24 protein-coding genes, 1 tRNA gene and 1 pseudogene are annotated in these 21,659 nt (G+C 42.7%); 11 read left to right on the top strand and 15 right to left on the bottom strand.

The genetic code is table 11. The features are described from left to right. The 3 genes from FHS59_RS05285 to FHS59_RS05275 form a co-directional block, all read left to right on the top strand. Positions 1–295, top strand: a 295-nt coding sequence (locus tag FHS59_RS05285; RefSeq protein ID WP_246388307.1) for a GIY-YIG nuclease family protein, incomplete at its 5' end; no start/stop codon positions are given. A 135-nt stretch (positions 296–430) separates the two neighbouring features. Further along, complete coding sequence (locus tag FHS59_RS05280; protein WP_184493680.1) at positions 431–721, top strand: GIY-YIG nuclease family protein; 291 nt, start codon at positions 431–433, stop codon at positions 719–721. Between the two features lie 579 nt (positions 722–1,300). Continuing rightward, entirely contained in the window at positions 1,301–1,447 is a 147-nt protein-coding gene (locus FHS59_RS05275) for a lmo0937 family membrane protein (protein WP_184493678.1), read from the top strand. Positions 1,448–1,524: 77 nt separating this feature from the next. Here the strand turns inward: FHS59_RS05275 and FHS59_RS05270 are convergent, their stop codons facing one another. The 3 genes from FHS59_RS05270 to FHS59_RS05260 form a co-directional block, all read right to left on the bottom strand. Further along, positions 1,525–3,858: a TonB-dependent receptor domain-containing protein gene (locus FHS59_RS05270; protein WP_184493676.1), complete on the bottom strand. Its 2,334-nt coding sequence runs from the start codon at positions 3,856–3,858 to the stop codon at positions 1,525–1,527. A 65-nt stretch (positions 3,859–3,923) separates the two neighbouring features. After that, positions 3,924–5,177 (bottom strand): sensor histidine kinase, encoded by a 1,254-nt coding sequence (locus FHS59_RS05265; RefSeq protein WP_184493673.1) that lies wholly within the window; start codon positions 5,175–5,177, stop codon positions 3,924–3,926. Further along, positions 5,174–5,857, bottom strand: coding sequence for a response regulator transcription factor (locus tag FHS59_RS05260; protein WP_184493671.1), 684 nt, complete (start codon positions 5,855–5,857; stop codon positions 5,174–5,176). The genes FHS59_RS05265 and FHS59_RS05260 overlap by 4 nt, the downstream gene beginning before the upstream one ends. A 264-nt stretch (positions 5,858–6,121) precedes the next feature. On the opposite strand from FHS59_RS05260, the gene FHS59_RS05255 reads away from it, so the two are divergent. Further along, positions 6,122–6,195, top strand: a tRNA-Pro gene (locus tag FHS59_RS05255). 577 nt (positions 6,196–6,772) lie between these two features. Here the strand turns inward: FHS59_RS05255 and FHS59_RS23230 are convergent. The 3 genes and pseudogenes from FHS59_RS23230 to FHS59_RS05240 form a co-directional block, all read right to left on the bottom strand. Further along, positions 6,773–7,711 (bottom strand): annotated as a pseudogene (locus FHS59_RS23230) (recombinase family protein); the annotation flags it as partial. 220 nt (positions 7,712–7,931) lie between these two features. Further along, positions 7,932–9,416, bottom strand: a complete 1,485-nt coding sequence (locus tag FHS59_RS05245; protein WP_015266925.1) for a recombinase family protein — start codon at positions 9,414–9,416, stop codon at positions 7,932–7,934. Continuing rightward, positions 9,406–9,573: a hypothetical protein gene (locus FHS59_RS05240; RefSeq protein ID WP_184493669.1), complete on the bottom strand. Its 168-nt coding sequence runs from the start codon at positions 9,571–9,573 to the stop codon at positions 9,406–9,408. The genes FHS59_RS05245 and FHS59_RS05240 overlap by 11 nt, the downstream gene beginning before the upstream one ends. 610 nt (positions 9,574–10,183) lie before the next feature. Here FHS59_RS05240 and FHS59_RS05235 point away from each other — a divergent pair. The 7 genes from FHS59_RS05235 to FHS59_RS05205 are packed head-to-tail and all read left to right on the top strand — an operon-like array spanning position 10,184 to position 15,240. Further along, positions 10,184–10,576 carry a single-stranded DNA-binding protein gene (locus tag FHS59_RS05235; protein ID WP_015266927.1) on the top strand — a complete coding sequence of 131 codons (393 nt, stop codon included), beginning with the start codon at positions 10,184–10,186 and terminating at the stop codon, positions 10,574–10,576. 44 nt (positions 10,577–10,620) lie between these two features. Further along, complete coding sequence (locus tag FHS59_RS05230) at positions 10,621–11,694, top strand: DUF932 domain-containing protein (protein WP_015266928.1); 1,074 nt, start codon at positions 10,621–10,623, stop codon at positions 11,692–11,694. 54 nt (positions 11,695–11,748) lie between these two features. After that, positions 11,749–12,273, top strand: a complete 525-nt coding sequence (locus tag FHS59_RS05225; protein ID WP_184493667.1) for a PRTRC system protein E — start codon at positions 11,749–11,751, stop codon at positions 12,271–12,273. A 31-nt stretch (positions 12,274–12,304) separates the two neighbouring features. Further along, on the top strand, positions 12,305–12,523 hold the full coding sequence (locus FHS59_RS05220; RefSeq protein WP_184493665.1) for a PRTRC system protein C: 219 nt from the start codon (positions 12,305–12,307) through the stop codon (positions 12,521–12,523). A 16-nt stretch (positions 12,524–12,539) separates the two neighbouring features. Continuing rightward, entirely contained in the window at positions 12,540–13,715 is a 1,176-nt protein-coding gene (locus FHS59_RS05215; protein WP_184493663.1) for a hypothetical protein, read from the top strand. Then, on the top strand, positions 13,712–14,437 hold the full coding sequence (locus FHS59_RS05210; RefSeq protein WP_184493661.1) for a PRTRC system protein B: 726 nt from the start codon (positions 13,712–13,714) through the stop codon (positions 14,435–14,437). Before FHS59_RS05215 ends, FHS59_RS05210 begins: the two co-directional genes overlap by 4 nt. Further along, on the top strand, positions 14,434–15,240 hold the full coding sequence (locus FHS59_RS05205; protein ID WP_184493659.1) for a PRTRC system ThiF family protein: 807 nt from the start codon (positions 14,434–14,436) through the stop codon (positions 15,238–15,240). Before FHS59_RS05210 ends, FHS59_RS05205 begins: the two co-directional genes overlap by 4 nt. 352 nt (positions 15,241–15,592) lie before the next feature. Here FHS59_RS05205 and FHS59_RS05200 read toward each other — a convergent pair whose 3' ends face one another. The 9 genes from FHS59_RS05200 to traJ all read right to left on the bottom strand — a co-directional run bounded on the left by FHS59_RS05200 (position 15,593) and on the right by traJ (position 21,657). Then, entirely contained in the window at positions 15,593–15,874 is a 282-nt protein-coding gene (locus tag FHS59_RS05200) for a molybdenum ABC transporter permease (RefSeq protein ID WP_184493657.1), read from the bottom strand. 122 nt (positions 15,875–15,996) lie between these two features. After that, on the bottom strand, positions 15,997–16,443 hold the full coding sequence (locus FHS59_RS05195; protein ID WP_184493655.1) for a DUF3872 domain-containing protein: 447 nt from the start codon (positions 16,441–16,443) through the stop codon (positions 15,997–15,999). An 11-nt stretch (positions 16,444–16,454) separates the two neighbouring features. Further along, complete coding sequence (locus tag FHS59_RS05190) at positions 16,455–16,949, bottom strand: conjugal transfer protein TraO (protein ID WP_246388305.1); 495 nt, start codon at positions 16,947–16,949, stop codon at positions 16,455–16,457. An 86-nt stretch (positions 16,950–17,035) separates the two neighbouring features. Next, the gene (traN, locus tag FHS59_RS05185; protein WP_184493650.1) at positions 17,036–17,932 is read right to left on the bottom strand and encodes a conjugative transposon protein TraN; all 897 of its coding nucleotides are present in this window, start codon (positions 17,930–17,932) and stop codon (positions 17,036–17,038) included. A gap of 24 nt (positions 17,933–17,956) precedes the next feature. Next, complete coding sequence (gene traM / locus FHS59_RS05180; RefSeq protein WP_184493648.1) at positions 17,957–19,288, bottom strand: conjugative transposon protein TraM; 1,332 nt, start codon at positions 19,286–19,288, stop codon at positions 17,957–17,959. After that, complete coding sequence (locus tag FHS59_RS05175; protein WP_184493646.1) at positions 19,275–19,562, bottom strand: nitrogen regulatory IIA protein; 288 nt, start codon at positions 19,560–19,562, stop codon at positions 19,275–19,277. The genes traM and FHS59_RS05175 overlap by 14 nt, the downstream gene beginning before the upstream one ends. Before the next feature lie 13 nt (positions 19,563–19,575). Then, the gene (locus tag FHS59_RS05170; protein ID WP_015266956.1) at positions 19,576–20,004 is read right to left on the bottom strand and encodes a hypothetical protein; all 429 of its coding nucleotides are present in this window, start codon (positions 20,002–20,004) and stop codon (positions 19,576–19,578) included. Between the two features lie 12 nt (positions 20,005–20,016). Then, positions 20,017–20,640, bottom strand: a complete 624-nt coding sequence (gene traK / locus FHS59_RS05165) for a conjugative transposon protein TraK (RefSeq protein WP_015266957.1) — start codon at positions 20,638–20,640, stop codon at positions 20,017–20,019. A 24-nt stretch (positions 20,641–20,664) separates the two neighbouring features. Further along, positions 20,665–21,657, bottom strand: a complete 993-nt coding sequence (gene traJ, locus FHS59_RS05160) for a conjugative transposon protein TraJ (RefSeq protein WP_015266958.1) — start codon at positions 21,655–21,657, stop codon at positions 20,665–20,667. Positions 21,658–21,659: the final 2 nt, after the last annotated feature.

Genomic DNA, 21,659 nt, shown 5'->3' with positions numbered 1-21,659 from the left:
TCAGATGGATGTATGCTATATTATTTTTAGTCCTTCTTTAAACAAATTCTACGTAGGAATTACCCATGAACCTATTCACAATAGAGTCAAAAAGCAAAACCTACACCAATATGGAAAACATAAGTTTACTGCTAAGGCGAATGATTGGGAGCTTTATCTCCTGCTGCAAGCACAATCCTACTCTCATGCCCGAAGAATGGAATTAAAGATTAAAAAAATGAAAAGTGCAAAGTTTATCAGGGAACTAAAAGAAAACCTAGTAATGCAATCACTCTTGATCCAACAAACCATATGAGCTCCTGACTCTCCCGACTTGTCGGGACAGGTGGTCCCTGCCCACGATAGCCATCGGGGCGAGCCCAGGTGGACCCACAAAAAGGCTGGATTAGTTTCCAGCCTTTTTTACTTTTGACTCTTTTGCTTTGATCAGATGGATGTATGCTATATTATTTTTAGTCCTTCTTTAAACAAATTCTACGTAGGAATTACCCATGAACCTATTCACAATAGAGTCAAAAAGCACAACCTACACCAATATGGAAAACATAGGTTTACTGCTAAGGCGAATGATTGGGAGCTTTATCTCCTGCTGCAAGCACAATCCTACTCTCATGCCCGAAGAATGGAATTAAAGATTAAAAAAATGAAAAGTGCAAAGTTTATCAGGGAACTAAAAGAAAACCTAGTAATGCAATCACTCTTGATCCAACAAACCATATGAGCTCCTGACTCTCCCGACTTGTCGGGACAGGTGGTCCCTGCCCACGGTAGCAATCGGGGCGAGCCCAGGTGGGCCCACAAACGCCCCGGATACATTACGTGTTCGGGGTTTTGTTTTTTCAGAGAATTGCTTACTTCTTCTTTTCAATCTCAAATTTCAAAAATGACTAAGTCTGAACACCGATACATAAAGGGATACTTATTTAAAATTTGAGCTAAAATAATATTCATCTATTAATTAAGATAAATGAATTCATACTATTGATTTATAAAAAGATATGAAACATTATTTTTCAGATATAGAGAAAATCTATCAAAAGAAATTTTGTAAAAAAAAGGGTCTTACTAATTAATTCACAGAAATCTTATGTGAAGATCCCTTTCTTTAAAATCATAAATTTGTTTAACTACAATCAGTTAATGAAGTACCTGTTTCGGGAAGAATTTTGCCCATATCAGCCTAATCAAGAAACTAAATCCAAGTATTTCCACTCTATTCGACTCAAAATAAAGGATTTTGAAAATGGCACTCGACTTGGGTATTAGTAGGAAACAATTTGAAAATTAAACCACTAATACCATGAGTTCTTTATTATATCTAATTGCCGTTATTTTATTAATTGGGTGGTTGGTTGGCGTATTTATCTACAGCGTCAGCGGACTGATCCATATTTTATTGGTTTTGGCACTAGTAGCCATCATATTTCGACTTATTGGAGGAAGATAGATCAAAATCTAACCTTCAAAGAAAAAGGCAGAGAATCCCTGCCTTTTTCTGTTTACATAAAACCCATAATATTACTTTTAAAAATTAAACATGGCAGATAATAAATAAATCTGCGTTTCTCTTTTGGAATAAAACTCTTGAGAAAAAGTATTGGTCATAGAAGTACCGGCAAATCTTCTGGTATCAAAAATATCCCTGGCGCTAAAGGTCAAACTCCCCTTTCCGTCAAAAAAAGATTTCTGCAAACTTCCATCAAAATAATATTGTGCGAGATCTCTACCCTGCGCTTCGATTTCAGGTGACTCATAGTTTCCTACTAATTGGAAATTAATCCCTAGAGGTAACTTGAAGTCTTGAGTCAGTTTAACATTCCAAGAAAAACCGGAATTAGTAAACTCTTCACTGATGTTAGATCCATCTACCGCTATTTGAAAAAGTGTCAATCCACCATTCAAGGAATACCAATCAGAAAGCTCACTCGTAGCAATAAACTCCACACCATAAGACTGTGAGGACAATAGATTATCAGGCTGGGAATAGGAAATTCCATCCTCTATGAAAGTGATAAAATCAATTTGCCCATTTACTTTCCTATAGAACAAATTGGTGGTGAAACTACTCTTTTCAAAATTTGCCAAATGCCCAAATTCATAGGAGTTGATCATTTCTGGCTGTAATTCAGGGTTTCCCCTTCGGACATTTAAACTATCTGTGATATCCGGAAAAGGGTTCAATCTCCAAGCTCTAGGCCGGTCAATTCTTCGACTGTATGTGATTTTGAGAGAATGATTTTCATTTAAATTATAAAGTCCCTGAACACTCGGGAAAAGATTGAAATAGGACTGCTTATTCTCTTCGTTGGTGTTTGCCAAATAAGTATCCACCTTGGTATACTCTCCTCTCAACCCTAAAGCATATTCAAACTTTGGTTTGGTATTGGAATAGACAAAATAACCTGCATGAATTTGATCCTTGTATATAAAATGATTGCTGACGTCTGGATTAACTACAAAATCCTGACTTACCTCGTCAAATCTTAAATATTGATAATCATTGTCAAATTTTCGGATTGTTGACTTCAATCCCATTTCAATTTTTTGATCTTCCCAAGGACGGATATAATCGAATTGAAACACTGAAATATCTCTTACCTCGTCTGTAAATGCCCTTTCTCTTCCTGTCAGATTTTCAGGATCTGGGCTTTGGGAATTATTGAATATCTCGATATCCTGAGTTTTATATTGATTTCTATAAGAGTGACTCGCTAAAGCTCTCAATAAATGCCCTTTATCCTTAAATGAGTGTTCAAAGATCAAAGCATTATCCCAACCGTCATCTGTTTCATTTTCTGAATTCCTTCTAACATAGTCAAAAACATCTTCGTTTTTCAGTTGTTCTGCATACAAGGTATTGACTTGCCAATTTTCACTTGACTGAAATACACCTTCGTAACTCAATGTGTTATTTCCAAAGTAATAATCTGCTCCAAAGTTTAAATTATGCCCAATATCATGATCGGTATTATTGGTATTTTGAACTAAAGATTCATTTTCTTCAAATAGAAACCTTGTTGATTCACGATTCCCGATTTGTTTCCAATTTCTATAATTGTAACCCGCATAGGTATTCAACTTAAGCCCTCTGTGTGAAATCCTACCACCCAAATTGGTTCGGTTCCTAGTCCCGTAGGTGGCTTCTACTCCTCCGTGAGTTCCTAATTCCAACCCTTTTTTCAAAACGATGTCAATCACTCCAGCCTCAGCTTCTGCATCATATCGTGCATTGGGATTATTAATCACTCTAATTTCCTCTACTGCACTGGCAGGTAGTTGATCCAGATTTTGGGTCAAAGAGGAGTTTCTTCCATTGATCAGAATATTTGTCCCGGAACTTCCCCTCAGTGAAACTGCTCCGTCTTCACTAACTGAAATGGACGGGGTATTTCTAAGTACGTCCAACAGTGTCCCACCTGTATTTGCCAAGTTGTTTTCCGGAGTAATCGTGATTCCTTCCATGGTAGATCTGATCGGCATTTTACTGGTCTCTACAACTACCTCTTCCAGGTTTTGATTTTCACTTTTCATTTCTAGTGTACCCAAATCCACTGAACCGGATACTTCTACATCAGAGACGGTAAAATCTGAATATCCCAGAAAAAAAGCTTTGAAAAAATAAGTCCCAGGTGAAACCTTCAAAGAAAACTCTCCATTTTCATCTGTATCTCCGAAAACCTCTGGAGTTGAGGATTCTTCATTTTCAAAAATCGCGACCTGTACAAAAGACAATGGCTTTTTGGTTTGAGAATCCACCAAAACACCACTTATCTCAGAATTTTGCCCGAAGGATTGCGTACTCCCGAGCAAAAGAAATAAGATAATTAATCTATAAATAGATGGTTTGATGAAATTCATTGAATCGTTGGTTTTTAAGTTTCACCTAATTCTACCAAATGATTCTGAATCAAATTTGAAGTTGATTATCCGAAAGTAATTCGAGCTGAATGAATTGACCCCTCGGAAGTATATGTGAAAGACAAACCATAAGTTTTACAGATCTGATTGACAATTGCCAATCCAAGACCAATTGATTCTGTCTTATTACTTTCTTTTTTAAATCGCTGCAGAAGTTCTTCCGGATTTTTTCTCAATGGAATACCGGAATTTTCTACCAATAAAAATTCAGAATTGAGCTGAAGCCGAATCCAACCTTCTTCAATATTATGCTTTACAGCATTGCTGATGAGATTCTGGATCATCACTTCAGCAATAAATGGATGGATAACAGAAAAAACATCCTCCTGAATATCCTGCTCCAATTCAAGACCACTGACATGGATAAGTTCTTTGGTCATCTCCAGATTCTTCTTTACCAGCTCAGTGAGATTGATCGAAGTCGGGGTCTCAAACTCATTATTTTCCAATTTTGCCAACAAGCTCAGTGATCTCACAATTCTTTGAATTCTTTCATTATTTTGGTAGGCAGAATGGATCAGTTCGGCTTGCTTCTCTGTGATGTCTTCATTCATCAAGTGCTCCAATTTACCCCTCACAACTGATGTGGGTGTTTGTATTTCATGAGAGATATTTTCAGAAAACTCCTTGATCTGCCTATAGTCTTTCAAAAGCTTGGCAGACATTCGCATCAAAAATTCATTAAGTTGATCAAACTCTTTGATTTTGCTCTTCGAAAATTCAAAAGGCTCATTGCTGGAGAAATTAAATTTCTGAATCTGATTCAGAGAGTTTTGAAATGGTCGAAAAACTCGATTTGAAATTCTCCGAAGGAAAAATCCGATAAATGCCAATTGCAGCAAAAAAACCACCACCATTGTAAAAACTACCGTTTCAGTAATATCATCTTTTTCTACCAACAGATTGAAATAGGAAATTCTGTAATGCTTTCCATCGATCTTATAGGATTTACTTGCTTTGAGCTGCCTCACTTGCTTGTCATTCGGATCATGAAATGCCAGTGTATCTCTTAAATTCAGAGATTCTTCTGCTCTATTCATTGGCAAAATTTCAATCTCCAACCTGTCGTCAACTAAACCTTCATAAGGGCTTCCTCTTCGAATCTGGTCTGCAACAGAATCCACTTGACGATCAAGTTCCCTTCCCATTTCAAATTCTATTTCAGAATCGATTTTGAGATAGATAAAAAAACCACCAATCAGCAGACCCGCCAAAGTCAGGCTCAAGTACAATAAAGTGATGATGTTGATGAGTTTCATGATGGATTTTCTTCAAACTTATACCCTATTCCATAGACTGTTTTCAGGTAATCTTTGCCCCCAGCTTCACAGATTTTCTTTCGAAGATTTTTCATGTGCTGATACACAAAATCAAAATTTGCAAGATCATCAGTGTAGTCTCCCCAAAGGTGCTGTGCGATTGCCTGCTTGCCAAGGACCCGGTTTTTATTGGTAATCAAAAAAATAAGGAGATCGTATTCCTTCTTAGTCAGATCAAGCAATTTCCCATTAACAAAAGCTTGAAAAGTACTGTAATGGATAGAAATTTCACCAAGATTCAATTCATCCGATCCTTCCAGTTTTGATCTTCTATAAATGGCTTTAAGTCGAGCCAATAATTCTGAAAGGTGGAATGGTTTAGGTAAATAATCATCTGCTCCTTGATCTAACCCTTTGATCTTGTCATCCAGAGAGTCTTTCGCAGAAATTATCAGGACATTGGGTGAATTCGTTCTAGATTTGATCCATTTCAACAGCTCTAACCCATCTCCATCTGGAAGCATCAAGTCCAGCAAAACACAATCATAGGTGTAAGACAATAATTTATCTTCAGCCTGGTAATGAGAATTGGCAGTTTCACAAAGAACTCCAACTTGATCCAAATACCTGACGACATTGTCAGCAAGTTCTTCGTTATCTTCTACCAAGAGAATTTTCATAGGATAAACAAGAAATGAATTTCGTACCGAAAGGGCAATCGAAAGGTTAAAAAATACTCTGAAGGAATTCTGAAGTTTATCTTTTGCCAACTTTACCCAGATAAAATACTCGTTTTCAAATCTTTATAAACAGCCAATTTTCGAGTAAAAATTCGATTCATTTTTTTTTAGAATTAAATGAATCAGAAAATTGAAAAAAGGAATAAATCACTACATTTGCATCCGGTTATGGGGGAATTGGTTTTCCAAAACCTCATAAAACCACGGGGTGTAGCGTAGCCCGGTATCGCGCCACATTTGGGATGTGGAGGTCGTAGGTTCGAATCCTGCCACCCCGACTTGACGGGACAAAGTAGAAAAATCTATTTTTGTCCCGTTTTTATTTTTACCTAATTCGCTATTAATCAACTGAATATAACTCACGAATTCATTGCGTCTTCTGGTTCGAACTTTGCTTCCGTCAAAAACGATTTTTTCGGGATAAATCGAACCAATATCTTTTCTTACCTCTGAAAGGTTCCCATTTTTAACCGATGTGCCTATCTCTTTGATTTTTGTCAGCCCCTGCTCAATAAGCGTTTGCACATTGTCGATATCATGATTGAATTTGGTCAGTTGCAATTCCAGAGTCGATATCTTTGCTCCGTATTCTGTTTTCATTTCCCGGTAATCAGAAGCATCGATTTGCCGTGTAGCCAATAGTTCCCTTACATGAGAGAGCCGACTTTCATAGTCTTTGATCTGATTGAGGACTTCTTTCTTTTCTGTTTGTACTTCCCTTGTCTGTTCAAGGTAATCCTTGGTGACTATCTCCTGGTATAATTTTTTGTCCCGAATATCGGGGATAAACCGTAGCAAATCCGCTTGGATGGCATCGTTCACTTTCCCGGCATTTGTACGATGTTTACAGCCTCCCTTGCAATGGTAATAAGCATAATAGCGGTACCTCCCTTTTGACTTGCTACCTGTCAACAGTTTTTCGCATTCGGGACATATCAAAAATCCCCTGAAAGGGAATTCATCCACTGTCTCGACCTTTGTCCGGTAATTTCTGCCTCTACCGTCCAATGTATCCTGAACCTCATTAAACAAACTCTCAGAGATGATCGGCTCGTGCTGCGCCTTAACAAAATATCCTTCCTCGTCTTTAAATGGCGGCACGAATAGCTTTCCGCAATAAAGCGGATTCCTCAGCACCTGCCAAAAAGCATTTTTGCTGCATTTAAGCCCTTTCGTCCTCGCTTGCTTCCAGACTTGTTCTGTATTATAAACTCCCTTACTTACTTCCTCAAATGCCCATTTCAGGATTTCGGCATCCGGCTCTTTGGGTGCTATATATTTTTTGCCGTACTCATCCGATTTATTTACGTATGCTACCGGTGCCAGTCCCATGTACCGTCCTTCTTTCTTTGCCCGGCGCATGCCGTAAAATACGTTCAATGCCCTGCGGTCGTTTTCCACTTCCGGGGCAGCCAGATAAAACGCCAGCATCATTTTGTTTTCCGGAATCTCCAGATCCAAAGGTTGTTCAATTGCCTGCGGTTCCACGCCTAAGCGACGAAGGACATTAATCATCTGGTAGGCATCCCCAGCATTACGGCTGAAACGATCCCATTTGGTAAACAGTACCAGATTAACGCTATTCTTCCGCTTCTTTAAGCTTTGTATCAATTCCTTCCACCTTGGGCGGTTGAAAGATTTCGCCGAATGGTCCTCATAGACCACATTGCGGATTTCTATCTTGTTGTTGATGCAGTATTTCCTCAACATCTCCTCTTGGTTCCGCTGAGAGTACCCTTTGTCCGCCTGTTCGTCGGTGCTTACCCGAATATATAGATCCGCTAAATATCCCATACCTCTAATCGAATTTAGTGCAAGAAGAGCCAGTCTTTCGGAGTGCAATGAAGTTCTTTGTCCTTCATTGGTTGCATTTGGCTCTCGATGGCTACTAATTTAACGATTAAAATCGAAGTAAAAGACTGTTAAATAGTAAAATTAGGGCTGCCTGTAGATGAGTGACCTGGAATAGAAAATGGATTGCGGTAGTTTTAAAACGGGAAAAATCAGCCTGTCCTTATTTCGTTTTTTCCGTGTTATAGTGATAGGCAAGCGTTAGGATGTCATCGGGTTTAACCTCTTCGGCTAATGTGCCGTAAAACAACAGCTTTTGCGGGTATATCGTGTGTATAAGGGATCTTTTGTCCTCTGTTTTGCTTTCTTCAAAGATGCTGTCCAACGCCATTAATTCCATGATGTCTTTTTCCAATAAGGATTCTATTTTGGGCAGGCTTCGGCAAATATTATCCAGTTTTTCTTTCAATCCGGTTAAGACCGAGTCGTATTGCCGCTTGATTTCGAGATAATCGGTTGGTTCAATTTTCTGCATGGCCAGCAGGTTACGGATATGCGATACCCTGTTCTCGTAATCCTTTAGCTGATGTAACAATTGCTTTTTTATTTTCTGCTCATTTTGGGTAAGCTCATAGTACGCTTCCGCGATGATTTTTCGGTAGATAGCCGACATCTCTTTTCTGGGGATGAACTTTCGCAACTCCCCCTCAAACACCTGGTGGAGTTCTTCAACCCTTATCCGGTAAGGGCATCCCTTACGGCAGTGATAGTAACTGTAATGATTTGTCCTTCCCTTTGATCTACTGGCGGTGAGAAGGCTACCGCAGACCGGGCATATCAGGAAACCTCTTAATGGAAAATCATTTCGGGTATTGATCTTGGGTCTATATTTCCTGCCTCTTCCGTCCAATATCTCCTGTACCTTATCAAACAACTCTTCTGATATGATGGCCTGATGCTGTCCCTGGATAAACCGGCTTTCTTCATCCTTGAACTTTGGCAGGAATATCTTTCCGCAGTACACGGGATTTCGAATCAATTGCCAAAACGCATTTTTACTACATTGCAAACCTTTTTCCCTTGCATTTTTCCAGACCTGTTCGGTATTGAATACACCCTTTGACAACTCTTCGAATGCCCAATAGAGTATGGTGGCATCCGGTTCTTTGGGAGCAATGTACTTATGTCCACCCTGGTCTATCTTGTTTTTGTAACCTACGGGAGCGAGTCCCATATAACGACCTTCCTTCTTCGCCCTTCGCATGCCGTAGAATACGTTGAGCGCGCGACGGTCATTTTCTACCTCGGGTGCGGCAAGATAAAAGGCAAGCATCATCTTGTTCTCCGGAATGGATAGATCCAACGGTTGTTCGATGGCCTGTGGTTCAACCCCGAAATCACGGAGAACATTTATCATCTGATAAGCGTCACCTGCGTTCCTGCTGAACCGATCCCATTTGGTGAACAGGACAAGATCGATTTTGCCCCGGTGTTTTTTAAGGTAGGAAAGCAGTTTTTTCCATTCAGGTCTATTGAAGGATTTAGCAGAATGATCCTCATAGACAATATTCCGTATTTCAATCCAATGATTGTCACAGTATTTTCGCAGCATTTCCTCCTGGTTACGCTGTGAATAACCCTTGTCTGCCTGTTCATCGGTACTTACGCGGACGTATAGATCAGCTCTCTTTCCTCTTTCAACGCTCATCCGATTCCAGGTATTTTGTTACCGTTATCTTTGCCAGTTTCTTCAAGAACGCCAGAAGCTTAGCAGCTTCTTCCTTGGTGACTTCAATCTGCTGCTGCCTTAACATACTGACGATTTTATCCGGTGTTACTTTTATATTTTGTGCTATTGCTTCCATAAGCTATCCTCCAATTGCCATTCATCCTGAAAGTTATAGGCAAAGGAGCCCGGACGTTGGAATGATGCAGTGATTGGCGATTAAAGGAAGTATTTGGCTAAATAGATTTCCACATTCGTTTTAGCTTTTTTGTAGCCCAAGCACATTTGCTTCCCTGCACATTCCCTCTACTGCAAAAGAGCTTGCTGGCTACCTCTGAAACAGGAAATAGAAAACCGTAACCCCGCCGCAGTCTTCCTTCCGTTCCGCTTTTCCAATCCCTGTTCACCGGGCTTTCACAGCCCTATCATTAGTACCCAAAAGGAAATTGTCAGAATAATATTTTCCAATACGAAACCGGTAAAAAGGCAGCTAAGATGTAGTGGGCAGCCACCGCGCAAGCCCAACCAAAAGACTACGGCATAAACGGTTTCCTCCCCGGGGGGTCCCCTCCAATTATTCCGTTTCCTTTTGGTTTTGCGCCATGCCCACTCCGGTTACCTGCTTTCTTTTTTCCGGTTTTTCTTTTGGAAAAATTTATGCGAAGCGAAGCGGAGCAGACCACAACAGGAAACAGGGAACGAGGAAAAGCGAACGTAACAAAATGTCAAACTCTAAAAACAGTACGATTATGAACATCATCGGAAGACTGACAAGGGATGCGGAAGTACGTACCCTGTCAAACGAAAAGCAGGTAGTAAACTTTTCGGTAGCGGTAAACGACAGCTACCGAAACAAACAGGGTGAGCGAGTAGAACAGACCGCATATTTCGATTGCGCCTATTGGATTTCCTCAAGCGTAGCAAGGCTACTGACCAAAGGTACATTGGTAGAATTATCAGGCAGGGTAAGCGCCAGGGCGTGGACGGGCAAAGACGGTGAAACCCGTGCAGGACTGAACTTCCATACTTCACAAATTAAATTGCATGGAGGCGGTAAGAGAGCGGAAACCACACAGGCTACCCAGCAACCCGAAAACAACAAGGTAACGGTGCAGGGAACGGAGGACGACCTCCCATTTTAACAACAGTATTCATTTCATTTTCAAACATCAAAATTTCAAATATCATGGCACATAATCTGAATTTCAACGAGCGTACAGGACGTTATTCATTCTTTAGCGTACAGCAGAAAGCGTGGCACGGTTTGGGACAAATCGTGGAGCAGTACCCGACAAGCGAGGAAGCTATCAAATATGCAGGGTTAGATTACGAGGTAGTAAAATCCCCCCTGTTCACCAAAGGTTCGGGCATAATCGAAACAGCTAATGGCATAGAGATAGGCAGTAATGAACTGGAAGTCCCCAACTATTTCGCCAATATCCGCACCGACAACAATGTCGTATTGGGCGTAGTGGGCAAAGATTACCATATTGTACAGAACCGTGAAGCCTTTAATTTCTTTGATGCCATCGTAGGCGGTGGCGAAGGTATCCTGTACGAAACTGCAGGAGCGTTGGGCAATGGGGAGCGCATATTTATCACAGCCAAACTGCCCGATTATATCCGTGTGGGAAATGGCGATGACGTGACGGAAAAATACATTTTCCTGACCACTTCGCATGACGGTAGCGGAAGTATCACGGCAGCTTTCACACCTATCCGTATCGTATGCCAAAATACGCTGAATGCTTCGCTTCGCAATATGACCAATGTAGTGCGAATCAAACACACTTCAGGCGCAAAACAGCGTATCGAGAATGCCCACAGGATAATGGGGTTGGCAAACACGTTGAGCAACCAGTTAGAAGGCATTTTCAACGAATGGACAAAGGTAAAGGTGACCGACCGAGAAGTAAGAAAGCTCATCCAGTTAGCACTTTGCCCGAACAAGGAAACCCTTGACCTTATCAAAAAAGGTGCGGAAGATGAAATTTCCACCGTGTTCAAAAACACCGTGGATGATGCCTTCGCCTATGCCATGATAAGCGACACACAGCAAATGGACACGACCAAAGGCACGTTGTTCGGGGCGTATAATGCCGTTACAGGCTACTATCAGAATGTTCGCAATTACAGGAACGAGGAAGCCAAGTTACAGAGCATTGTATTGGGTGGTACTGCCCAACTGAAATCGCAGAAAGCCTTTGAATGGTGTAATGCCTTTGCAACGGACGGTGCGGACATCCTGAACCTTAATTAGATAATCACAGGCTACCGCCTTATTCGGTGGTAGCCTTTAAAAAAACTTTAAACGATGAACACAAATTTCTTCAATCAGATAGCGCAGTTGGAGTTTACAGGAAACCTGCAACTGACCATAGCAAAAGGAGCGGAAAACCATCTTATCGTATCGGTAATGCTCCACAATGACGGGTGCGGAGATAATGCCAAAAACCTTATTCCCCCATTGACCTTTAACGCCACACCGCAGGAGTTTGACGAGGGATTTTTTGAGCAGATAACCGCACCAATCCAAAAAGTGTCAGGGGTAATGGTGGATATGGAAAAATTCCTAAAACAGCTTGAAGAAGCCAAAAAACAATCGGCAATGGAGAAGGAAAAAGCCGATAGGGAGAAAAAGGAAAAAGAAGCCAGAGACAAGAAGTTCAAAGACGGAATGGCAAAGGCTGACGAACTGGAGAAAGAAGGCAAATTCCGTGATGCGTGGATAAAAGTTCCCGATATAGCGGAGTTTCCCGAAAAGGTGGACGAGATACGAAAGCGCAAGTCGGAATTGTCTGAGAAATTTTCAACCCCAAGCCTTTTTGGGGCGGAATAACCCATTTGTTGAACATTTAGAATCGAACATTATGTTATTAGCAACGCATTTAGAACGGGTATTTATACTCAAAGAGAAAGGACAGGACATCCGACTGACCGACCCCGAACCACGTTGGAGCGTGGAAGCCGTGATGAATTTTTATGCAGGAACGTACCCCATGCTGACAACGGCAAAAGTATCCGCACCGCAAATCAAGGATGATGCGGTGGAATACAGATTTGAAAGCGTAATGGGGACGAAAGGTTAATCTTAAATCTAAAACGATGAACTATGTACAAACCTATCATATCGGGGATTATCAGCATACCCGAGCAGAAACGGCAACGGCAATTGCACCGACAGTTGGGCGAGTTCGCAGGTTGGATGCAAAGAACCAAAGACGCAAACGAAGTGCGGAAAGACAAACAGAAATCCGTACCGATAGCCATGTTGCCAATGGTTTTCTAAGGTGCAGGTTTCTGCCGAAACTGAAAACGGAACAATCTGTACAGGCTTGCAGGAAAACAGCGAAAACGGAAAGGGATTTTTATCAGTCCCTTTCCGAACTTGCCGAACATTACCGCATTGAGCCCATGCCGACCAAGGATTTTGGCTTTCCCTACAATATCGCTTTGGCAATGTGGGATGTAGAAACCCAATTAAAACGTAGCCACGTAAATTGGGATAGTTTCCATTTGATACAGGATAGCAGGAAAACCTTTTTTGTAAGCGAGGAACGGTACAACACAGGCACGACCCTTTATTATATTCCCGTTGTTCCGCTCTTTCAGATGCTCAAAGACCCGAAGCGGAAAAAGAACGCCCAATTGCTTATTTCGGTTTGCAGTTACCTCTATCATATAGCCGACATTCCGTATTACAGGCAGGAAGACAGCTATTTGTACTGGATGTACGAAATGCACAAAGAATGGGTGGAGCAGAACGATGAAACGGAAGACACGGAAATATATATGCGTGAATTTGGGATTGCCGAACACGTAGGCGACCGTATAGAACAGAAACTGTTCAACCGAATCAACCTAACCGTATTTGAACAGCGTTTAAGCCAGTTTGAAAGCCACAATACCTTTGACCAAGAATGTTTTCGGATAGCTTGCAATGCCTTTGCCCTGTATTCAGAATACCCGACAGCCAGTATTTTCCGAAACGCACCCATTCCCGATGATGCCCCCGATGATGGTGATTACAGCAATGAAACCATCGGAATGGAAAAGTATATCTCCTTTATTGCCGATACAAATGGATGGCTGTATGAGAGCCTTTCGGATAGCATCAACAATGAATTTAACGAATACGGAGGTGTTCAGGAGCCGACCATTCGCAAATCCTTTGACGGAAGTAACATCGCAGAAAGTAACCTTGGGTTTGAGAACCGTTTGTTTGCGTTACTGGACGACCTATGTACCCTATTGTATGATTATAAAACGACAAGAACATGAACAGTGCAAACGACATAACCGAGAATTTTGGAACCTTATACCACCCAAAATCCGCTTTGGTCTTTTATGAAACCAATGGAGCAAATACCGATAGGTATGTGGAGCATTTTGATATGGACAGCAACGGCAATCCAATCAATGCCCACCCCCTGACCGTAAGAGAAGCGAATGTGTTGGCGAAGGCTTTGCAGACTGATGAAGAAAGAAACAGAGCCTTTTTAAAGCCAAAGGGAATATTGCCGACCAATATTATGCATATCAATCCAAGCGAGAAAGGCACGGTACTTTGGTACACCAAAGCACAGCAACGGCAACTGTATTTTGTGGATAGTTTGGGCATACCCAACGGCAAGGCACAAGTGCCGCCAATGCTATGGTATGCAGGTAAAAATAACCTTTTTGTATTTGCTTTGGCATCGGATAGAAGACCGAATGCTAACACGCCATTGCATTACGCCCCCCTCTTCAATGTGTATGAAAATGGCAATGTATGTATGGGAACGGTGGGTATTGACATCAAAAAATCGGCTTCGGTGGAGGAATTTACCACCGCATGGGAGGACTACTTTTTTAACAGCTATTTCAGCCACTTGTTAGGCAGACATAGCCCCATAAAAGGAAATTGTGTTAAGATATGGAAAGACCTAATCGGTACGGACAACCCCTTTGCGAAAGAAGTATTGAAAAAGAATGGCAAAACCCTTAAAAACCTATTGCAATGAACACGACAAAAACAGCCGTCCATTTTGTGGACAATGAACTGATAAGTCCGACCAATCCAATTTCGGTAAACCTTATCGGTGCAGGTGGCACAGGCTCAAAAGTCCTGACCGCCTTAATGGAAATGAACCACAGCTTGATAGCGTTGGGACATGCAGGATTGCAGGTGCGTTTATGGGACGATGATATTATCACCAGTGCCAATTTAGGCAGACAGCGTTTTGCCGAGAGTGAAACAGAGCTGTATAAATCCGTTGCTTTAATCAATCGTTGTAACCGCTTTACAGGAACAAATTGGAAAGCCGAGACAGCAAAATTTGAGAAAGGCAAGTTGGGCAGATTGCCCGATTATGCGCAAGCGACCATTACGATTACCTGTGTGGATAATGTACAGGCAAGGTTTGGCATTGCAGAAATTTTGAAAGAAATCAGTAACCGCAGAAACCACAGGGATGAACCGAAATATTGGTTGGACTTTGGGAATAGCCAGCACACAGGGCAAGTCCTGCTATCTACTATCGGGGAGATAAACCAACCTCAATCCGAAAAGTACAAAACCGTGGCAAACCTGCCAATGATTACCGATGAATTTGGCGAATTGCTGAAGCAATCCGAACAAGAGGATAATACGCCAAGTTGCAGTTTGACTGAAGCCTTGGAAAAGCAGGATTTGTTTATCAATTCCTCATTGACCCAAATGGGTTGCTCGTTATTGTGGGGCTTATTCCGCAACGGAATGACCCCATACAGGGGATTTTTCCATAACCTGAAGGATTTTAATACCCACCCGATAAAAGTCGCCTGACCCGAAAAATCGGGCGGCGAAAAGACGCATCCTTCCGTTGGTCGGAACCGCCTTTTCGCATTTAATTGGTGCAACCCCTTTGTCAAAATGCCCCTTCACCGCTTCATGGCACTGCATTTTATCAAACAGGTTGCGGGAAAATTTGCGGGATATTCGTTATCCCGATATTGGGGATTGGTTTCGGCTTCTTTTCTTTCCACATAAGCGGCCAAAGAAAAGAAGCAAAAGAACGCCGCTTGGTTAGAACTGAATAGATATTGCTTCCTCTATCATGGCGTTGTTGGAGTACTGTTTGCAAGCATGTTTTTAACCACTTTATCGACTAAAAAATCTTATCGTATTATTGAACCGACTATTTCGGGCTATGAATTTCGGTAGTTTGCTGTTCCTTATCGCTTTTCATTCTTGAATAGGACCATAGAAAAAGAATGCCGATGATAATCAGCGCATATGCGAGCCATTTGCCGATACGTTCCAATAAACGGGTGAATACTGAAGATTCAAAGCTCGAAAAGCCTTCCACACCAGCCATATTGCGCCGGTAAAATTTCCTGCGGCTTATCCAGTAGATAAGCCCAATCCCCACCACAATGGGAATAATACCAAGCATTAATTGTGAAGTTACTGCATCCATTGTATTGAGCTGATAATCCAAGTAAATTTAAGGAAAAACCTCCCATATGGGGAGCAAAAAATGAAAAAAGCGACCTGTAAATAAGGATACAAGTCGCTTTTTTGATTGATTTCGGTATGCCTTTAGTCACTACTGTTAAACCGGAAACTCAACTGTTTCTCGTTACCGAAATTATCCGAAATCCATACCTCAAAGGATTGTGATACGGTGGATGCCGAGGTGTAATATAACCGGAACTGCTCTGCTGGCACAGGGTATAAATCATTGGGCAGGTATGGCGGTTCATCATAGTAGCGCAAGGTTCCCTGTCCGGCAAACTGGAAGTAGCGGAGAAAGTACCGGGTATCTGCATAGTTGCCGTTTCGCTGTATTGTTACCCTGATCTCCACGGTACTGCCATTGGCCAACTCGTTGGGTACGGGCATTACATCGACTTCGAAGGGAAAGTCGTTCTGGATTTCGAGTTCGTCCTTTTCGCAAGAAAACAAAACCACCGAACAAATAAGCATTGCTGCAAGCATAAATCCTGCTTGAAAATGCGGGCTGTATTTTCTGAATAATCGTTTCATCGTAAGTCATTTTAAAAGTTAAATCGTAATCCTACACCTGCCGATGGACGGAACTGCTCCAGATCTGTTCCCCAAAGAACTTTTGTACGTCCCTGTAAGAGGAATACAACCTGGTCAGACAGGTAGGTTTCTAAACTGAGCCGTCCGCCTGCGCCGTAAACGAAGTTGTCTTCACTTAATATCCTCGCACCGTCGTATAGCATTTGCTCACCTCGATTGATGTTTTCATAGCCGACAACACCTGTAACCCCAAGATTGAATGTGAAATTCTTCCGGGTATCGCCCAACAAAAAGAAGCTGTAACCACCTTCTGCCGTATAGGTTTCATGCGGTATGCGAAGGTCTTTATAGTCGTAATACTGGTGAGCATATTCCAAAGCCCAAAGCTGGTAGTTCCCGTTTTTGCCATTTACGGTCATGCCGATTTGGAGGTAATAATCGTTGCCGATTTTGTCATTGGATAATACACCGGTTCTTACTTCCAATCCTTTCTGCTTGGGCAACATCCGTTGTCCCTGTGCCATTGTGATGCCCAAGAGCATGAACATCACGGCGTAGATATACTTTTTCATATTTCGCTGTCAAAGGGTTATTAAATTTTCAGGTGCATGTCGTCAATCAGACGAGCCTTGATCAAATCCGAATTTTCCACCTGAAGTGTTTGATGCCTACCTCCGTTCTTCTCAAAAATCTCAATTTGGAGAATCTTGTCATCGCCGATGGTAAACTGATCCAAGAGGAATACATTCTGCTCCGTCATATTTCCTGAAATTCCTCCCAATGGCTTATAGGTACGGAGTGGTATCAGTGGTCGCTCCTGCACGACGGTACGTTTAGCGACTTGTTTGTCCACTACCTTGAAATTGATGAAATCAATCTCGAACGGCATATTGCTTTTGTTCTGGATCTCCGTATGGTAATAGTATTTACCGTTATGGATATAAATTCCCTTCAGGATGAACTGAATGCCGAAGCTTTTAGCACCGATGTGCTTTATGATGCGCTTATCCTTTTTGTAAATGGTTTCCATTAGCAGACCTACAAGCGATGGCGAGCTGCTTCCCAGCTCTTCAAACAGAACGTCGTTTCCATTCGCTTTCTCCACGGCTTTCTGCATGGTAAGGAGGTCGTAGCTCAAAGCCAGTGGATTGGTACTGTAATGGACATTGAAACTGTAGAAACGTCCGTCATTGGTAATGACCGAAAAATTGGTTTCCTGTTCGAAATCCTTTACCGAGGCCTTTACACGTAACACATTTTCCGCATCGTCCGCTTTTCCGGCAATCAGGCACTCACTTCCCAAATCCACGTAACGTATAGCGGTCGGGAAAATCAAATGCGAAGTCTTATCGTAGGTGACTTCCATCTGGTACGGTTCTATCTTGCCCAGAGCAAGAGGTTTTCTTGTCGCATTGTCCTGTGCAAATGACGACATGGCAAAGCCGATGATCAGGGTTATTGCTCCCAGTGTTTTAAAAAGACTGTTCATTGTTTTACTTATTTGAGTTTAACATTATTGTTTAGAGACCAGGAAGAGCTGGAGCCCTGCTTTAAGGGTGACTTTCGGTGTCCTTACTTTCTTGGAGAAATAGCCGGATATGCCCTGCACCACACCACGACTGAGGTCTGCGGCGATCTGCTGTCCGGCGGATTGGGTAAGCATCAGGCTTGTTCCCGGAGTCTGGCTCATATTACCCGCCATTTCGGTCAGTGCATTCATTTCCGGCGAATACGGAACGTGCAGACCTTGCTGTCCATCCAGATCATAAATGGCAATATCCACCGGCATGATATTGCCTTCCAGTTCGATGGAAGATACATTCAATTGTAAGCGGCCGCCCTGAAACTTGGCATTTGCCGTTAAAACAGTCCCCTTGGGGATCGTACGATCAGGTGTTTGGGCAGACTCCAATAAACGAAGCCGAACTCCACTTTCACCGGTAATGGTCTGCGTTTCATGTACACAGGCTTTGATACTGTTTTTCGATTGTACCACCTGCCCGACGGAACCCGTAGTAAAGAAACCCCTGTTTCGGGATTCACTCCAATCGGCTAAAAAGGTACTATCCGCTGGTTCACGGTACAGTGCGGATACCGTGTTTTTCCTTGTTGGTGTGAATGCGACAAAATGTACCTTTTGTGTAGGAGCAGCGACTTTGGCTACACCGTCAGCTGACACAGCTTGTCCCGCATTCGTGCCTGAAGGAAGGTATTTTGCAGCCATCTGATAGGATTTTTCCATCAGCGCCAATTGGTCATCCACAGTGACGGCGGGCGGTACCTCTTTTTCCGCCAGCTGTTCTTTCAATTCATCCAGCTGCCTGCGAAGTTCAGCTGTTTCGGTATCATCTTCCTGATAGAAAGACCCTAATGTATTCTGTGCATAACGATAGCTGCTGAGTGCCGGATTACCGGACCGTCCGGCGCTTCTACCACCTGTATAGCCGTAATTTTCGCCTTCTTCGGGAAATTCTTCTATTGCTTCTTCCTGATCATTGGTATTCCAATAGTCCGAAAGTGTTGCCATCGCATTGCGTTTTTCCTGTTCCTTACGCTCCAGCATTTCCTGCTCATAGGCCTTGCCTTTATCGGCGGGTAGTCCTGCACCTGTAGCTTGGGGAACGGCATCGTTGATCCCGACATTTTCGACTTCCTTTTTGTCGGAGTATGGTTTAAATATCAGGTACAAACAGCCGAGAAATACGACACCCATCAAGACGAATATGAGAGGCTTTTTGAACTTTTCGGTTTTGTTCTGCGTGCTGTCTTGCAGCATATCTTTGGTTGTTCCCGGATCACCCTCGGTCACCCGGACAACCGTTCTTTGGTTCTCATTTTCTTTCATCAGTCTTATCTTTTGAGTTTGTGAATAATGTATCCTGCAAGCTTGCAGGGCTTTCGTTCTTTTTAAGAACAGGGTTTTCGATATGCTCAATGACCATATCGTTGGCAGACTTTCCTGTATCGAGCCAGACACTGGTAATTACTCCGGCGGTAAGCATCAGGTAACCTGTAAAAAAGTATACGGTGTACCTACGCTGTTTTCGAACGGGTAAGGCTTTCCAGTGCTCGTCCAGCCTGTCAAAATACCTGTCCAGATTTGCTCTGATCTTTTTCATACTATTTCTGTTGTTATAGCTTGAAACGCTTGGGGCTTAGATCTACTTTTTGCTTCGGTACTTCGTTTACCAAAGCCACTGCTTCTGCTGCTTTTGGGACGGTAAACACCGATAGGTTAGTCAGCTTTGATTGTTTCAATAGTTGACCAAAGCGGTCTTTCTTCGTAATCTCCATGCTGTCGACGAAGAATTTGTTGTTCAGGTATTTCACCCACATATTACATTCTATCCGTGGCTTGTCTTCGCCAGCCCAGAGCAGGTAGCTCGTCAATAGCAATTCCCTTTCAGGCAAATGATCATTACCTTTTTGACAGCTTTCAAGGTATTCCCCTATGCTTTCTTTTAATTTCCCCGGATATGCACCCTGTGTGTGGAAATAGCCGTTATATCCTTTGTCAGTAAGGATTTTCGCGAATGTGTTTAAATCTGATAATGCTTCCATTACATTGTTTTTTTAGCGTTCAATGACTTCCATATCCCTATTTTCCATGACGGCAAACTTTTCGATGTTAAACCCTTGGGGATTGTTGTCCGAGCGGACGGAATTGACGAGGTAACAGGAAGTAATCAGGTTTCGCCGGGTCACGTTGCTCGATCGGATGATGAACTGTTTGGCATAGGTTCGTACCGAATAAGGATAGTTGTCGAAATTGCACACCACGCTATCCACTTCAATGCGCTGTTGGACATTCCCCGATATGATCCTACCGTAATACCCCTTTTCTGAAAGGTCTTTGTAATAGTTAAAGGCACTTTTATCGGCAAGGTTAAATGCCCGGTTCATATTGCTTTCGATGGCATTCCTGTCAGGTGCCAACGTAAAGAACAGTTCGTGAAAGCGCCTCACGTGCTCCCGAGCCTCAACCGGACGGTTGATACTTGCATCCTGTGACAGCGCCAACATCAATGACTTTCCACTGTCCAGCACATAGATTTTCTGGCGTTGCTGCTCTGCGAAGTGATAGGATTTCCACACGGTATATCCCACCACTCCAGTGCAGAGAACGGCAAATACGATTGCGTACAAGCGTATCTGGCGGAAGCTGTTTTCGATATTTCTTAGCGTCTTAAATTCCATTTTTTACGGATTAATCGTTTTACATTATTTGAGTAGCTGACCGCCGATGTTTCCAGCTGCTGAACCTGCTCCGGCACTTGCGACATTCCCTGCTTTCATTGCGGTCTGGTTTACGTTACGGGTAAAGTTTCCTGCGCCACCTGCCTGGATAATCCAACCTGTTACCGTCGGGATAGTGAAGTATCCCACGATTCCGATAATCATAAAGATGATATAGACGGTATTGGAGGTGTCGGGAATGAATGTCGGGTCGGCAAGCTTTTCGATATCCTTTTCGACGATTAGGGATTGAATCTTGGAGAGCATGGCACTAAACAGGTCTGCAACGGGCAGCCATAGGTAGACACTGATGTACCTCGTAAGCCACTGCGTGAGCGTGGACTGAAAACCGTCCCATACGGAAATAGCAAAAGCTATGGGACCGAGTATGGACAGGACGATCAGAAAAAAAGTACGTATGGTATCGATTACCAATGCTGCCGCTTGAAACAGAATTTCCAGCAGTTCCCGGAACCAGTTTTTGACTGCCTGTTCCATATTGTACATGCCCCGCTCGATGTACATGCCCGACATCGTCATTAAATCGGATGGTGACCAGCCCAATTCGTCCAGTTTTTTATCAAACTCCTCATCAGATGCCAGATAAGCGGTTTCAGGATTTCTGAGCATCGCTTCCCGTTCCAACAGGTCTTTTTTCTCCTGTAATTCGGTCATATCAAGCACTTGGTCTTCGAGGATAGTATGCGTACCCTGCACTACAGGGCTCAACACGGCATTGATGGTTCCCAGCACGATGGTCGGAAAAAACATAATGCAGATGCCCAAAGCAAAAGGACGGAGCAAAGGGTATATATCAATCGGCTCTGCCTGGCTCAATGCCTGCCATACCTTGATGGCCACATAGAATAAAGCCCCCAAACCTGCCAACCCTTTGGCTATTGCCGCCATATCGGCGGACAGGGGCAGCATCTCATCGTATAATGAGCGCAGGACTTCGTGTAGATTACTAAACTCCATGG

The organism is Algoriphagus iocasae (assembly GCF_014206875.1).
In the GTDB taxonomy this organism is placed as follows: Bacteria; Bacteroidota; Bacteroidia; order Cytophagales; family Cyclobacteriaceae; genus Algoriphagus; species Algoriphagus iocasae.
This window is presented reverse-complemented; position numbering and strand designations above follow the sequence as displayed.